Below are 14,236 nucleotides of genomic sequence, written 5' to 3'. Positions count from 1 at the left end.
CAACAATCCTGATCAGGACAATTGCTATCCTGATTGGAAAATTCGTCAACTGCCTCGAGGAGTCGTGGCGCGTGCCTGCCAATGCCCACACGCTTGGAACCCTGCTGCGTGGACTGAGAGATCGTGAGGGCTGGACGCTCAAGCAGATGAGCGAGAAGAGCGGTATCCCCGTCTCGACCCTGTCCAAGGTCGAGCACGACCGCCTGACCCTGACCTACGACAAGCTGCAACAGCTCTCACAGCGTCTGGGCATGCGGATGTCGGAGCTATTCGCGGAAGAAGACACAAGTCCGCCCCAGGCGGTGACCGCGCGACGCAGCCTGGGCGATGTCGACCGCGCCGTGCGCGTCGAGACCCCGAACTACGACTACTACTACCTGCACACCGAGCTGCGCGGGAAACGGATGATCCCGGTGATCACCAAGATCCGCGCCAAGAGCGCCGAGCAGTTCGGCGACCTCGTCAGCCACGCGGGAGAGGAATACATCTTCGTGCTGAAGGGCCGGATCGTCGTCACGACCGAGTTCTATGACCCGGTGGTGCTGGAACAGGGCCAGTCGATCTACATCGACTCCAGCATGGGCCACGCCTATCTGGCCGCCGAGGGCTGCGACGAGGCCGAGGTGCTGGGCGTGATGTCCAGCGAGGACGCCGAACTGATGAACGCCCTCCTGGACATCCACGAGGACCAGAAGCAGGCCCGCCGCTAGACCTCGCGCGGCGGGGCTGTCGAGTCCCGCTCGATCAGAACATGCTCCAGGACGTGGTCGGCGAAGATCTCGTCCGTCTCGTCGTTGGATCGCAGGGCGCGGATCAGCCGATCCAGCGCGATGGCCGCCATCTGCCGCACGGGCTGGCGGATGGTGGTGAGCGGCGGCCACAGCGTCGTGGCGACGGTCGTGTCATCGAACCCGACCACGGTCAGGTCGCGCGGCACGTCCAGATGCCGGCGGTGTGCTACCGAAACCGCTGCAGCGGCCATGTCGTCATTGCTGGCGAAGATCGCGGTCGGCGGCCGGTCCGAGTCCAACAGCGACTCCGCGGCGCGCAGGCCCGAGTCGTAGCTGAAGGCGCCCGACGCCACGACCAGCTCGGCCCCCTCGACCTTGGCGATCGCGGCGCGCGCGCCCTCCAGGCGCACGGCGCTGGCGGTCTGGTCGGGATTGCCGGCGATGAAGCCGATCCGCCGGTGGCCAAGGTCCAGCAGGTGTTGGGCCATGGCCTGGCTGGCTTGGCGGTCGTCGATGCGGACATTGATCGCGTCGCTGGGCGGCTTGCCCGCCGCGACCACGGCGATCGGCAGGTTCGCCGCGTGCAGAATGTCGAGCGCCAGGGCGGACTCGCCCAGCGGCGGCGCCAGCACCACGCCATGGACGCCCGCGCCGACTAGCCGTTGCAGCTCTTCGAGCGCTGGCGGCTGGCCGTTTTCGCCACGCACCAGGATCAATCGCGCGCCGGCGCTGGTGGCTTCCTCGAACACGCCGACCAGAAAGTCGCTCATGAAGGCCGAGCTGGGATTGGAATAGACCACGCCGATCCGCAGTTCGCCGGACATCACCAGGTTGCGGGCGGCCAGGTTGGGCTCGAAGTTGAGGTCGCGAATCGCGGCCAGCACGGCCAGCCGGGTTTCTTCCCGGACCTTGGCGCCCTCGTTGATGACGCGCGACACCGTCATGCGCGACACGCCCGCCCGGTCGGCGACGTCGGCCATGGTGGCCCCGCGCGAGAGGCGAGGCTTTCGGGTCGCTGGCGCTGTCATATCAGTGAGTCTCCCGCGCATGGACGAGCCATAGCGCAAAGAAAGACGCCCGGGCCACTGCGGGGAGACCGCTAGGGCCCGGGCGAGGCCGCCCAGGGGGAGGTGGAGGCGGGCGGCCCGGGACTTAGAAGCTGTACCGCAGGCCGACGTGGTAGAACCGGCCCAGCAGGTCATAGAGCGCCGGGTTGGCGTCCAGGCCCGTATTGGTCTGCGGGGACGGCGTCGGATCGCGGTTCAGCAGGTTGTCGACCTTGCCGTAGAGCTGCAGGCCATTGCCGAACTTGTAGGAGGCGCTGATGTCGACATAGGTCGCGCCCTTCATGTGATTGTAGTCGATGGTCGGGTTGCTGCCGGTCGAGACCGGGCAGCTGCCGGCCTTGCACTCGATGTAGTCGGTGGTGGTGCCGCCGAACCGGCCATCGCTGAACCAGCGCTCCTGGACGCTGAAGGCGAAGCGGTCGGTGTCCCAGGACTGGATAGCCAGGAACTTCCAGTCCGGCGTGGCGCCGGAGTTCTGGCCGGCCGAGTCGACGGCGACCGCGCCGGGGATGCCCGGGTTGGTGACGAACTTGTGCGTGTTCGTCGCCAGCCCCCGGACCGTGAAGCGGCCGGGCACGCTGGGCAGTTCGAACCGATAGCTGCTCTCGATGTCGAAGCCGCTGGTCTTGATCGAAGCCAGGTTGAACGTCTGGGAATTGATGAAGGCGTTCGGTGAGTTGAGATTAAATGCGCCGCAGAACTGGGTCATGCCCGCATAGCAGAAGTTCACGATCTGCTGAGCGCCCAGGCTGGAGATGCCGCCGTTGAGGACGATGTTGTACCAGTCGACCGAGACGCTGAAGCCTGGCAGCCATTGCGGGTTCGACAGCACCGCGCCGATGGTCACGTTCTTGGCGATTTCCGGCTTCAGGTCCGGGTTCCCCACCACGTTCTGGAACGCCGTCACCGCACCGCCGGAGGGCTGGCCAGCTGGCGGCGTGCCGTTCGAGGGAATGGTGAAGTTCGGCAGCGTCGTGGTGACCGGCGCGGCGAACAGTTCCGACAGGTTGGGTGCGCGGACGTCACGCGACGTGACGGCCCGCAGGCGGACGCCGTCGATCGGCGTGTCCCAGGTGGCCCCGACCTTCCAAGTGTAGACGGTGCCCGAGGTGCTGTAGTCGGTCCAACGACCGGCCATGTTCAGGTTGGCCCTGCCCGCCGCGTCCGAGTTGACCAGCGGGATGTTCACTTCGGCATAGGCTTCCTTCACGGAGTAGCTGCCACGGCCTGAGTGGTAGTTGCCCGCGAACCAGTTGGCGCCCGACGCAACCAGGACCGGATCGTTGGGATAGTCGGCCGTGTTGGGCGAGTCCGTGTTGCCATCGCCGTAGGGGTCGCCTTGGACGTGGTACTGTTCCTTGCGCCACTCGCCGCCGATCGCCAGCGACACCGGACCGGCCCAGTTCGAGAACGCCTCGCCGCTGAAGTTGATGCTGGCGACGTCCTGCTTCTGCACCGAGTGCTGGTACGGGCCATTCTTGGGCGTGATGTAGGCCAGGGCCGCTTCGCTGGGGGGCTTGCCGCCGAAGATGTTGATCGGCACGCAGCCATTGGCGCGGGCGATAGGGTCGGCGCAAACGATCTGTCCGCCCACCGTGATGGCCTGGACGGCCGCGCGATAGCGCGGCATCAGCAGGATGTCTTTGACGTGGATGTTCGTCGTGTTCTGGCCGTGGGTGTAATAGGCGTCGTAGTGCCAGTCCTTGCCCAGGGCGTTGAACTTGCCGTTCGCGCCAATCACGCCGCGATACTGGGTCCGCGTCGGGTGGACCGAGATGTTGCGCGGCAGCAGGGCGTTGCTCGTGCCGAAGTTGAAGCTCGTGATGTTGTTGGCGGCGCAGGCCGCCACGATCGACGCGGGCAGGTACGGGTTCGCGCACGACATTGTCAGGCCGGTGGTGGCCGCACCCGGATTGGGCTGGTTGCTGCTTTCCACACGGGCGACGTTCAGGGTCGCGTAGATCTCGTTGTTGTCGTCCAGGTCGTAGCCGATGCGGCCGTAGGTGCCCATCCGCTTGATGCGGGACTGCAGCGAGGTGCCGATGCCGACATTTCCCGACAGGTCGCCGCCGACGCAGAAGCCGCCGTTCGTGTAGCAGCCGGAGACGGGGGCTCCAGTCGTGGGGGTGGTCAGTTTGGACGGCACGCCGCCACCGCCGTATTGGAACTGGAACGGGTTGCCGCTCTGGTCGAAGGCGGTGCCTTGCAGCGGTCCGGTGCTGATCAGGCCATACTTGGCGTACTGATAAGCCTGGGCGTGCTCGCGATAGAGGTACTGCGGCGAGCCGTCGTTGGTGACGCCGCGATTGACCAGGGTGGCGGTCGTGTACCAGTCGCGGCTGCCCGGCGCGTCTTCGCCGAAGCCGCCCGCCGGAACGCCCTCTTCCCAGTCATATTCGCCGCTGACCTGCACGTGCAGACGGTCGTTCAGGAAGTTCTTGCCGGCCGCGACCTGGGCCAGCCACTGGTGGTTGTCGCCGTACGTGGTGACGCCGGTGAGGACGTTGGCCTTGAAGCCTTGGAACTTCTTGTTGGTGATGAAGTTGACCACGCCGCCGACGGCGTCAGAGCCGTAGGACGCCGAGGCGCCGCCCGTCACCACATCGACCCGCTCGACCAGCAGCTGCGGGAACAGGCTGATGTCGGGAACGCCGGTGACGTTGGCCGGCACGACGCGCTGGCCGTCCAGCAGGGTCAGGGTCCGGATGGTGCCCAGGCCGCGCAGCGAGAACGAGCTCAGGCCCTGCTGGCCGCTTGAGGTGCTGAAGGTGCCCGTGGTGGCGCCGCTCGAACCCTGCAGCGACGGCAGCTGGGTGATGGCGGTGAAGATGTTCGGCTGGGCCGCCCGCTCCAGGTCCTGCTGCCCCAGCATCTGGGTCGGCGTCGGCGCGGTGAAGCCCTCGGACCGGATCCGCGTGCCCGTGACGACGATCTCCGTCACGGTGCTGTCGTCCGAAGCCGGGGTGGCTTGCGCGTAGGCCGCGCCGCCTGCGAAAATTGTCGCGAATGCGCTCGTCGCGAGCAGAGCGCTCAAAAAGGACGATCCCCCTCGCGTGCTACCGACAGCACTCATCCTGCATCCCTCCCAGTTTTTCATTGGGCCATCTGATTGGCCTTCTGGGAATTTGTCAGACGATGGGACCGCTAACTATACGACCATGGTCGTAGGCCTTTTGGGGACTGGTCTCCTGTTGTGGGACTACTTGCTCCGCACCGCATAGAGCGTGTGGTGAGTCAGCACATACAGGGTGCGCTTGTCGGTCCCGCCGAACAGCAATTGCAGGGGTCTTTCGGGGATATCCAGGCGCCCGACTTCCTTGCCGTCGGGGGCGTAGACGAACACCTGACCGTTGGCGACGTAGACCCGGCCGTCGGCGTCGGTAGTGACGCTCTCCCCGCCCCGCTCGGCGAAGACCTTCAGGTCGGTGATCGCGCCCTTTTGTCCGACAAGGCCGCTGTAGGTCTTGTTCTCAGAGCTGTTGGCGATGAACACCCGCTGGCCGGGCTTGGCGGTGATCAGACCATAGGTATCCAGGGAATCCGAGAATCGCAGGCCGCGATAGTCCGCCGGTCCGTTGGAGAACACCCGATAGGCCGGCAGGGTCAGGCTGCCGTCGGGCGAGACATATTCCTTGGCCTTGGGCAGCGCCATGTCGTGGGCGAAGAGCTCGGCCAGGGTGGTGAACTGGTAGGTGTCCAGGTTCAGCTGGTCCTTGAACTCGCCGTTGTTCCACCAATTAGCCGGTAGCACCGTCGCCGCGTTAGCGCCCTCACCCGCCGGCGTCGGGGCGATCACCGTCACCTCGGTGTCCGGGCTGCCCGGTTTGAAGCTGTAGACCGAGCCGTTGCGCCCGTCCGATGACAGCACCAGCAGATTGCCCGAGGCGTCGACGGCTAGGTTGACCGGGTCCAGCGTGTTGTCGCGCACGATCGACAGCTTGCGGTCGTCCGACCAGCTGTAGATCCGCTGGTTGCGACGGTCGGTGAAGTACAGCGTCCCGGCCGCATCCACGGCCCCGCCGCCCAGCGAGTAGAAGCCATCCCCAAGCTTCTCGATCGTCGCGCCGGCCGGGAACACCGACGGCGTGACCGGCTTGGGCGCCCCGCCGATGTCCAGCACCGCGAACTGGCGCTCGCGCACCTCCAGGCCGCTGGTGATGTCCTGGATGGCGTTCTCGTACGGATACTTGGTCAGGCGGGTGAAGGTGCCGCAGCCGTTGTCGTCGCAAGTGCCAAAACCGCTCTCGCCGTTCACCGCAACGTTGCGGAAACGGATGTCGTGCGAGTTGTAGATCCGCACCGCCGCCGGCGCCGGACGGCGCGTGCGGGTCACCCGATAGCCGTGATAGTTGGCCAGCAGGATGTTGCTGCTGTCACGGATCTCCAGCGAGACGGTGTCCTCACCCTCACCCGCCTCTTCCTCGGTCTGCGGGGCCAGGAACTCCCAGTTGGCGACGCGGTTCAGGCTGATCTCGGTGCGCAGATGGTGCTCGACCGAAGCCTGGTAGACGTGGCCGGGCGTCTCGGTGTCGGAGATGTAGATGCCGGAATAGGCGTAGGTGCTGGGGCTCCAGATGTTGGAGAAGGTCCCGCCGCCGCCATTGGTCACCCACAGGCTGGGATACTGCCCGCCCCAGCGCTTGGTCGCGTCGGCATCGGCGGTGGCGTTGTTATTGTAGGGGCTGAACCGGGTGCCATCGAACAGGTTGGTGCCGTGGCCGCCCTGGAATTTGACGTCATTGACCATCGAGGTCGCGCCGGCCGTCCATAGCAGCGCCGTAGCGCGCGGATTGGCGCCATCGGTGTAGAGCCCCAGGCCGAAGACGATGTTGTCACCGCCGTCCGCCGACCGCACCAGCGCCTTGGGCGCGCCGACGCCCTGGAAGGCCGGCGTGGCGTGGGGCAGCACGATCTGGGTCAGGCTGGGATGCAGGCCGATCAGCACGGTGTCGGGCTTCAGCTTCAGGGTGTCGGTGACGCGGTAGAAGCCGGTCGGGAAATAGACCACGCGGTGCGCATCGATCGCCTTCTGGATGGCGGCGGTGTCGTCTGTCGTATTGTCGCCCTTGGCGCCGAGCGTGCGGACGTTGGTCCACTCGGACGTCAGCGGCAGTGCCCGGATCGCGGGCTTGGCAGGCTTCGGCGCCGAGACCGCCTCGGCCTCGAACGTCGTCTTATAGTCGCCGGTCTGGCCCAGGCCCGGCACGGTCAGGCCGTGATTGAAGGCGGCGACGCGGTAGGCCTTGCCCTTCCCCGCCGTGGTCTTGCCGCTGTCGCGGAAGCGCGCGAACACCGGGGTGTTGACCGCCGAGGCGTTCTCGAAACCCACCTGGGTGTAGACGTTGCGCTCGTTGGAGATGATGACGCCGGCCTCGGAGACGTTCTCGAAGCGGACGTCCCTGCCCCACAGCCAGTCGCCGTAGCCGCGGTCGATCTCGATCCCGACGGGGGTATCGCGCATGGCCACATTGACCAGGGTCAGGCCCGCTTCGTGCTCGCGGATCGCCGCGTCGCGCTGGCCTTCGAAGGTCGAGTCCAGCAGCACAAAACCCCAGGCGGCCGACGGCTTCTCGGCCAGGATGCCGTAGCGCCCGCCCTTGAAGTGCAGATCCTCGGCCTCGTTGGCGACATGGTACAGACCCGCCAGGCCCGAGCCGATGTCGAAGGTCATGTGGCTGAGCACGGCGTGCTGGGCGGCGTGGAAGCGGATCGCCGTGGCCGCCGGATTGCCCTTGCCGATCGTGAAATCGACATTGCTGATGGCGCTGTAGAAGGTGCCGGGATTGGCGTCGGCGATGTCCTTGTTGAACGGCACGCTGCCCGGCGGCGGGAACGCCGGCTTGAAGGCCCGCGCCGGGTCAGGCCTGGCCCCGGCGAAGATCAGCATGTTGGCCAGGCCCTTCTGGAAGCCTGGCGTCGCATCTCCCAGCACGATCTCGGGCCGCGTCGCGCCCACGCCGAACAGCCGCACGCCTGGCCACAGGAACAGGGTCTTGCTGATCCGGTAGCGACCCGACGGCAGGAAGACCAGACCGCCGCCCGGCTTGGCCGCCGCCGCGTCGATTGCGGCTTGCAGGGCGGCCGTGTCGTCGGCGCGGTCGTCGCCCTTGGCTTTCGCGGTGATGGCGGCCGGGTCGTCGGGTGCTGTCGCGAAAGCCGAGATCGAAGCCCAGGCCGGCGTTCCCGCCGCACAAGCCAACGCGATAGACGCCACGCTCGCGGCGACCAGCCAACGCTTCATACTCGACTCCCCAACCCGACTGTTATGGCGTGACAGCGTAGAGCGAACGGTGAGTCAGGACGAACAGTGTTTTCCCGCCCTCGCCGCCGAAGATCAGCTGCAGCGGACGCTCGGGCACGTCGATGCGGCCGGTCAGGCTGCCGTCAGCGCCGTACTGGAAGATCTGGCCATTGGCGACGAACACCCGCCCTTGGCCATCGACCGCGACGCTCTCGCCGCCGCGATTGGCGAAGACCTTCAGGTCCGTCAGCGTCCCGCCGGGACCGACCTGACCGCTGTAGGTCATGTTCTCCGAGCCGTTGGTGACGAACACCCGCTCGCCGACCGCGCCGCCGATCAGGCCGTTGGCCTGCAGGCTGTCGGCCCAGCGCCAACCGACATGGTCCGGCGGACCTTGCTGCCACACCCGGAAGGCCGGCAGCGACACGCTGCCGTCGGGCGAGACATATTCCTGGGCCTTGGGCGCGCCGACGTCGCGGGCGAACATCTGCGCCAGCGTCGTGAACTCACCCTTGGCCGGATCGTACTGGTCGCGGAACTCGCCATTGTTCCACCAGTTGACCGGCAGCAGCGTCTTGCCCTTCCCGCGCGAGGCCACGGCAGTCGCGGCAATCATGGTCAGCGCATCGTGGGGACCGTTCGGGTCGATCGAATAGACCGCGCCCTGCGGCCCCAACGACGACACCACCAGCAGCTTGCCCGAGGCGTCCACCGCCAGGTTGGTCGGGTCCAGCGAGCTGTCGCGGACGATCTCCAGGCCCTTGGTCGCCGTCCAGCGGTAGATCCGCTGGAAGCGCTTCTCGACGAAGTACAGCGCCCCGTCCGCGCCTACCGTGGCGCCCGAGATCGACCAAAAGCCGGTCTCCAGCTTCTTGACCTTGGGATCGGCCGCCGCCGGCGCGGGCTGGTCACCCTTGACGTCCAGCACCGCGAACTCGCGCTCGCGCACCTCCAGCTTGGAGGTCTTGTCCTGGATGGCGTTCTCGAACGGATATTTGCTGGCCCGCAGGTAGGTGCCGCAGCCGATCTTGTCGCACAGGGCCACGCCGCTCTCGGCATTGATGTGGACGTTGCGGAAGCGGATGTCGGTCGAGTTGAACAGCTTCACCGCCGTCTCGGCCGGATGATACGACCGCGTGACGCGATAGCCGTGATAGTTGGCGAACAGGATGTTCTTGGAGTTGCGGATCTCCAGCGACACCGCGTCGGGGCCGTCGCCGACCTCTTGCTCGGTCTGGGGCGCCAGGAATTCCCAGTTCTCCACGTTGTCGAGCACGAACTCGTTGCGCACGTGGTGCTCGACCGAGACCTCATAGATGTGGCCCGGCGTCTTGGTGTCGCTGATGTAGAAGCCGGCCGAGGCGAAGGTGTTGGGGCTCCACACATTGGCGAACGTGCCGCCGCCGCCATCCGTCACCCAGATGCTGGGGTACTGTGCGTCCCAGCGACCGTCGGCCACGGGATCGCCGCTGCGGGCCTGGGCCGCGCCCAGCGGCTTGCCGTCGGCGGTGGGCGTGCCGCCGCCGCCCATGATCTTGACGTCGGTGACCAGCGACTTCTCACCCGACCGCCACAGCAGCGCCGAGGCGCGCGGATTGATGCGGCCAGTGAAGAGCCCGACACCCGAGACGATGTTGTCGCCGCCGCGCGGGGTCTCCAGGATCGGCTTCACCGCGCCAACACCGACGTGGCCGGGATTGCCGTCCGGGATGACCAGCTGCGTTAGCGCCGGGTGCAGGCCGATCAGCACGGTGTCGGGCTTCAGCTTCAGCGTGTCGCTGACCATGTAGAAGCCGATCGGCAGGTACAGCACCTTATGGCTGTCGATCGCCTTCTGCAGAGCGGCGGTGTCGTCGGACAAGCCGTCGCCCTTGACGCCCAGCGTCTTGACGTTGGTCCACTCAGCCATCGGCGGCAGCGACCGCAGCGCCGCCGGCGTAGCGGCCGGCAAGGCCTTCAGCGGCGTGATGTCCGACAGCGTCTTGTACTCGCCCATCTGACCCAGACCCGGCAGGGTCAGGCCGTAGGTGAACGAGCCCACGCGATAGGCCTTGCCCTTGCCGTCCACCGTCTTGCCGCTGTCGCGGAAGCGGGCGAACACCGGCGTATTGGTGGCCACGGCGTTGTCGAAGCCGACCTGAGTGAAGACATTGTCTTCGGCCGAGATCACGACGCCGGCCTTGGAGACGTTCTCGAAGCGGACGTTCTTGCCCCACAGGCTGTCGCTGTAGCCCTTGTCGATCTCGATCCCGACCGGCGTGTTCTTGATGGCGACATTGACCAGCGTCAGGTCGACCTCATGCTCGCGGATCGCCGCGTCGCGCTGGCCGTCGAACGTCGAGTCCACCAGGGTGAACTGCCAGGCCGGCGAGGTCTTCTCGGTGACGATGCCGTAGCGGCCGCCCTGGAAGTGGACGTCCTCCATGATGTTACCGGCCTGATAGACGCCGGCGAAAGCCGAGCCCAGGCGGAAGTTCATGTGCTTCAGGAAGGCATGCTGGGCCATGCGGAAGCGCACGCCCGCCGCGGCCGGATTGCCGTCGCCGATCTCGATGTCGATATTGGCCATCGACGAATAGAAGGTGCCGGAATTGGCGTCGCGGACCTTGGCGGTCGTCGGACGGACGCTGGGCACCGGCACGGGAATGTCGCCGACCTGGTACTGGTCGCCGCCCGTGAACACGACCATCGTGCCCACGCCTTCCTGGAAGCCGGGCGTGTTCGCTCCCAGCAACAGGACCGGCCGGGTCTTGCCAACGCCGAAGACGCGCACGCCGGGCGGGATCAGGATGGTCCGGCTCAGCCGATAACGACCCGAGGGCAGGAAGACCAGGCCATGGCCGGTCTTGTCGCGCGCCGCGTCGATCGCTTGCTGGATGGCGTCGGTGTCGTCGGCCTTGCCGTCGCCGACGGCCTTGACCTTCACCGCGCGGGGATCGTCCGGCGTGGCCGGCCAAGCCGAACTGGAAGCAGCGGCGGCTTCCGCCATGATGGGGCTCGAGGCCGCCAGCAACAACGACAACACAAGCGCTCTCATGCCACTCCCCAAAATCTACTTTCGGTAAGTGATACGGCTGCGGCCGTCGGCTGCCACCTCGACCATGGTCGTAGTTACGCACCGCAAAGGCGTCGGTAGAAGCGAGGTCCAACTTCGCCGCACCAGGGACGCCGTTTGCCGCCGCCATCCAGCCTCGTACGACCCGCAGGACTCGCCGTCATCGCCATGGGCGTGAGCGGCAGCGGCAAGTCGACCCTGGGCGCGTTGCTGGCCCGGCAGCTGGATTGCCCGTTCCTGGAAGGCGACACGTTCCACGACGCCAACGCCGTCGCCAAGATGCGCGCCGGCCAGGCCTTGAACGATGACGACCGCTGGCCGTGGCTGGACCGGATCGGCGCGGCCATGGGCGAGGCCCTGACCTCCGGTGGACAGGTGGTGGCGGCCTGCTCCGCCCTACGCCGTCGTTATCGCGAGCGCCTGCGGGAAGCCATTCCGGTCCCGGTCCGCTTCGTGCTCTTGGACGCCGGCTATGACGAGCTGCTGCGCCGCCTGACCCAGCGCGCGGGCCACTACATGCCCGCCAGCCTGTTGGACAGCCAGCTCGCGACCCTGGAACGGCCGGGCGCCGACGAAGGCGTCTTCACCCTGGACGCCGCCGAGCCGCCCGAGCGGCTGTGCGAGATCACCCAGGCCTGGTTGACCGAACCCGCGCTGGCGGCTCGCGCCTAGGGCATCAGCCGCTTGCGGCCTCGCGACAAGTGCCAGCGCATCGCCAGCGCCGCCTGGTCGCCGTCCTGCGCCTTGATCGCTTCCACGATCATCTCGTGCTCGCGCATCATCTCGGCGATCGCCTCGGGCGGTCGCGAGCGTGAGATGTCGACGCCCGCCCGCATGATCTTGTCGACATCGGCCTCCAGCGCCTCGAAGGCGACCAGGAAGGCCGGATTGGCGGTGGCCAGCACGATTTGGCGGTGCAGCTCCATGTCCTCGGCATGGGCCGGTGCGCTGGACAGCAGCGCGGCGCGCAGGTTCGACAGCGCCGTCTCGATCGCGTCCATCTCGTCGGCCGACCGCCGCACGGCCGCCAGTCGCGCCGCCTCGGCCTCGAGCACGAACCGCACCTCGTAGCTGCCCATGGTCGACGGCAGCTCGGACAGCGGCATGTAGGCGCCCAGCTTGTCGGACGGCCGGTTCTTCACATACGAGCCAGCCCCACGACGGGCCTCGGTGATGCTGTCGGCGGCCAGACGGACCAGCGCCTCGCGCACGATGGTGCGCGACATGCCGAAGATCTCGGCCAGGCGCGCCTCCGACGGCAGGCGGTCGCCGACCTCCAGCCCGTCGCCGTTGATCATCTCGACGATGCCGGTATAGGCCCGGTCGGCCAGGCGGCCCTCGCTCATCCCTTACGTCTCCCACTTCAAGGCGCAGCATCGGGCCATTCGCGACGCATGGCAAAGCCACTCCGCTTCAGCCTCCCTCTAACACCAAAACCTGTACGACAGGTTTTATATCCTTCTGGTTCATTTTGCGATGTTCACGCTCACATCGGCAAAATCACTTGAACTTGTCCAACAGATAGCGCTAACGTCGAGTCAGATAACCCGGATCGGTCGACGTGAGAGTCGGCGAACAAGAAAACGGGCGCACACCGCCGCAGGACGGTGCGCAGGGACGAGACAGAGGGATTCAACGATGAGCACGACGGACGTTGCCGGTCGGGATCTGAAGACGGCGCTGGGCGGCCTGACCCCGACCCAGATGAAGGTGCTGGAAGGCGTCAATTCCGGCCTGCTGAACAAGCAGATCGCCTTCGACCTCGGCATCGCCGAGGCCACGGTCAAGGCGCACATGACGGCGCTGATGCGCAAACTGAACGTCCACAACCGCACCCAGGCCGCCATCGCGGCCCAGTCGCTGGTGCAGGGCCTGCGCTCCGCCGGCGGCTAGCGCAGCACAATCGCTAAATTCATCCTATGGTAGCGAAACTGCAAAATAGTCACCTATAGTCACACCTTCCTGGGGAGGGTGTGACATGAGCAATGAGCTGTTCCGGCGTCTGGCGACGATCTATCTGGGCGAAGCCATCCGTTATCCCAAGCTGCGCGCGGTGACGCTGGCGCAATGGGCGCTGGAGAGCGGTCGCGGCAGCTCGCCGCTGGCGCGCGATCACTACAATTTCGGCGGGCTGAAGTGGCGCAAGGAGATGACGCCCTACGCCACCAAGGTGAAGTACGCCGCCCATGACGGCGAGGACTTCTACTGCAAGTTCGCCACGCTCGAGAGCTTCATCGCCGGCTACTGGGCCTTCCTGAACCGAACGCCCTACTCCGGCTGGGAAGCCAATGTGGCGACGCCCGAACAATTCATCCGCTTCATCGGCCCGATCTACACGCCGCGCCCCGACTATGCCGACGCGGTCCTCGCGCTGGTTCCGGAGGCCGAGAAATTGCTGGCGGATGTCCAGAAGGCTGAGACCGAAGCGGTTCAGCCGGCCGCCACACCGGCCGCTAGCCTCGGCGTGATCGTCATCGACCCCGGCCATGGCGGAGAAAAGAAGGTCGAAGGCAGCAGCGCCAACAACGCGATCTCAGCCAGCAACGTCAAAGAGAAGAAGCTGACCCTGGATTTCGCGCTGATCCTGCGCGACGAGCTGCTGCGACAGGCGGCGGCGCGCAACGAGACGGTCCAGGTCGTGCTGACCCGGACCACCGACGTCAACGTGACCGGCAAGGCGCGGGCGGCCATGGCCTTCGACCACAAGGCCAAGCTCTTCCTGTGCCTGCACTTCAACGGAAACAAGACCGCCTCGATCAGGGGCACGGAGACGTTCTACCGGGCCAAGGAGAACGACAACATCAACCTGGCGGCGGACATGGAGTTCGCCGGCGCGGTTCAGAAGGCGCTGTTCACCGCCCTCAAGGCCGTCGATCCCGGCGCCAAGGATCGTGGCGTCAAGCCCGACAACCAGGGCAATCCCGACCTGCCGGGCTTCGGCGTGCTGAACGACATCAGCCTGGGCAACGACCGCCGCCAGACACCGTGCCGCGCCGCCTATATCGAGGCGGAATTCATCACCAATCCGTCGGTGGACAAGCTGCTGATCTCCGGGCCTCAGGCCGTGCAGAACCGGACCGCCGCGATGGCGGCCGTCGCCGGCGCCTGCCTGGCGCAGATGCGGAAGATCCCGTGAACCGTG

The 14,236-nt window shown here is 66.5% G+C and carries 9 protein-coding genes; 4 read left to right on the top strand and 5 right to left on the bottom strand.

Annotation, left to right across the window (positions count from 1 at the left end; genetic code table 11):
• The first annotated feature begins 71 nt into the window (after positions 1–71).
• Positions 72–710 carry a helix-turn-helix domain-containing protein gene (locus tag AC07NF_RS06505; RefSeq protein ID WP_494628004.1) on the top strand — a complete coding sequence of 213 codons (639 nt, stop codon included), beginning with the start codon at positions 72–74 and terminating at the stop codon, positions 708–710.
• Here AC07NF_RS06505 and AC07NF_RS06500 read toward each other — a convergent pair.
• From AC07NF_RS06500 to AC07NF_RS06485, 4 genes are all read right to left on the bottom strand, one after another.
• A complete protein-coding gene (locus tag AC07NF_RS06500; protein WP_492810434.1) occupies positions 707–1,759 on the bottom strand; it encodes a LacI family DNA-binding transcriptional regulator in 1,053 nt (350 codons plus the stop codon). The genes AC07NF_RS06505 and AC07NF_RS06500 overlap by 4 nt on opposite strands.
• Positions 1,760–1,883: 124 nt before the next feature.
• On the bottom strand, positions 1,884–4,871 hold the full coding sequence (locus AC07NF_RS06495) for a TonB-dependent receptor plug domain-containing protein (RefSeq protein WP_494628007.1): 2,988 nt from the start codon (positions 4,869–4,871) through the stop codon (positions 1,884–1,886).
• 126 nt (positions 4,872–4,997) lie between these two features.
• Positions 4,998–8,039 carry a glycosyl hydrolase family 28-related protein gene (locus AC07NF_RS06490; RefSeq protein WP_494628009.1) on the bottom strand — a complete coding sequence of 1,014 codons (3,042 nt, stop codon included), beginning with the start codon at positions 8,037–8,039 and terminating at the stop codon, positions 4,998–5,000.
• Positions 8,040–8,061: 22 nt separating this feature from the next.
• On the bottom strand, positions 8,062–11,076 hold the full coding sequence (locus tag AC07NF_RS06485; RefSeq protein ID WP_494628011.1) for a glycosyl hydrolase family 28-related protein: 3,015 nt from the start codon (positions 11,074–11,076) through the stop codon (positions 8,062–8,064).
• Positions 11,077–11,211: 135 nt separating this feature from the next.
• Here AC07NF_RS06485 and AC07NF_RS06480 point away from each other — a divergent pair, with 135 nt between their 5' ends.
• Positions 11,212–11,766, top strand: a complete 555-nt coding sequence (locus tag AC07NF_RS06480) for a gluconokinase (RefSeq protein ID WP_492810427.1) — start codon at positions 11,212–11,214, stop codon at positions 11,764–11,766.
• Here AC07NF_RS06480 and AC07NF_RS06475 read toward each other — a convergent pair.
• A complete protein-coding gene (locus AC07NF_RS06475) occupies positions 11,763–12,440 on the bottom strand; it encodes a FadR/GntR family transcriptional regulator (protein ID WP_454715901.1) in 678 nt (225 codons plus the stop codon). The genes AC07NF_RS06480 and AC07NF_RS06475 overlap by 4 nt on opposite strands.
• A 292-nt stretch (positions 12,441–12,732) precedes the next feature.
• Here AC07NF_RS06475 and AC07NF_RS06470 point away from each other — a divergent pair, with 292 nt between their 5' ends.
• Complete coding sequence (locus AC07NF_RS06470) at positions 12,733–12,987, top strand: helix-turn-helix domain-containing protein (RefSeq protein ID WP_291877043.1); 255 nt, start codon at positions 12,733–12,735, stop codon at positions 12,985–12,987.
• 85 nt (positions 12,988–13,072) lie between these two features.
• Positions 13,073–14,230, top strand: a complete 1,158-nt coding sequence (locus AC07NF_RS06465) for an N-acetylmuramoyl-L-alanine amidase (protein ID WP_494628014.1) — start codon at positions 13,073–13,075, stop codon at positions 14,228–14,230.
• The last annotated feature ends 6 nt before the right edge of the window (positions 14,231–14,236 follow it).

Source organism: Caulobacter sp. GW821-FHT10A06 (genome assembly GCF_059415805.1).
Note: the sequence above shows the minus strand (reverse complement) of the source record. Positions and strands in the feature narration are given on the sequence as shown.

Coding starts and splice junctions, on each gene's coding strand:
- AC07NF_RS06485 (WP_494628011.1), bottom strand. CDS start 11,076: ATGAGAGCGCTTGTGTTGTCGTTGTTGCTGGCGGCCTCGAGCCCCATC.
- AC07NF_RS06470 (WP_291877043.1), top strand. CDS start 12,733: ATGAGCACGACGGACGTTGCCGGTCGGGATCTGAAGACGGCGCTGGGC.
- AC07NF_RS06500 (WP_492810434.1), bottom strand. CDS start 1,759: ATGACAGCGCCAGCGACCCGAAAGCCTCGCCTCTCGCGCGGGGCCACC.
- AC07NF_RS06495 (WP_494628007.1), bottom strand. CDS start 4,871: ATGAGTGCTGTCGGTAGCACGCGAGGGGGATCGTCCTTTTTGAGCGCT.
- AC07NF_RS06490 (WP_494628009.1), bottom strand. CDS start 8,039: ATGAAGCGTTGGCTGGTCGCCGCGAGCGTGGCGTCTATCGCGTTGGCT.
- AC07NF_RS06465 (WP_494628014.1), top strand. CDS start 13,073: ATGAGCAATGAGCTGTTCCGGCGTCTGGCGACGATCTATCTGGGCGAA.
- AC07NF_RS06475 (WP_454715901.1), bottom strand. CDS start 12,440: ATGAGCGAGGGCCGCCTGGCCGACCGGGCCTATACCGGCATCGTCGAG.